Genomic DNA, 865 nt, shown 5'->3' on the forward strand with positions numbered 1-865 from the left:
GGACGGACAAGCTCAACCTGCTGCTGTTCGCGGCCCAGAAGAAGGGCGACGGCAACGCGGAATCCGTGGCGACCGAGAAGCTGCTGAACTTCTATCCGGATCCCAAACTGTGGGCCCAGATCCTGGGCGGCATGCCGCAGAAGAAGAGCTTCGACAGCAGCCGCTACGCGCTGGATCTTTATCGCCTGCGCCTGGTCACGGGCAACATGTCGCGCGGTGCCGAGGACTACATGGAGATGGCCCAGCTGGCCGCTCAGGCCGGCTATCCGGAAGAGGGCAAGCAGGTCGTTGACAAGGGCATGGCCGCGGGCGTGCTGGGTCAGGGGGCCGAAGGCGCCCGCCACAAGCGCCTGGCCGACCTGATGGTCAAGAAAATTGGCGAAGCCAAGGCCGCTGCAGCGGCCAACGAGAAGGCTGCCGCGGATGCCAAGGACGGCAACGAGTTCGTCAAGCTGGGGCTGGCCAATGCCTTTGGCGGCAACGCCAAGAAGGGCATCGAGCAGATCGAACAAGGTATCGCCAAGGGCGATCTGAAGCGCCCCGAAGACGCCAAGCTCTACCTCGGCCTGGCCCACCAGCTGGCTGGCGAAAGCGCCAAGGCACAGGCGGCCTGGAAATCGGTCAAGGGCAATGAAGGCGCCGCTGACCTGGCGCGCCTGTGGGTCATCCAGTCGCGTTCAGCCAAGCGCTGATCGTTGGGGATCTCTAAATGAAAAGGGCCTGGTGCGAACAGGCCCTTTTTCATTCCGCTGCCCGTTCGATACTGGTATTCCGGGCCGAGCGCTGGGCCTGCCATGGGCCAGAGGCCCATGGCCTTCCGTAGGCACAAGCAGTCCGCAGGGACTGCTTGTGTCCGACTCCAGTT

1 pseudogene is annotated in these 865 nt (G+C 63.8%); it reads left to right on the forward strand.

The annotated features are described in order from the left end of the window. Positions 1-692 (forward strand): annotated as a pseudogene (locus AC1DU6_RS33375) (hypothetical protein); the annotation flags it as partial. Positions 693-865 lie beyond the last annotated feature (173 nt).

The sequence above is a fragment of the Roseateles sp. P5_B10 genome (assembly GCF_056400485.1).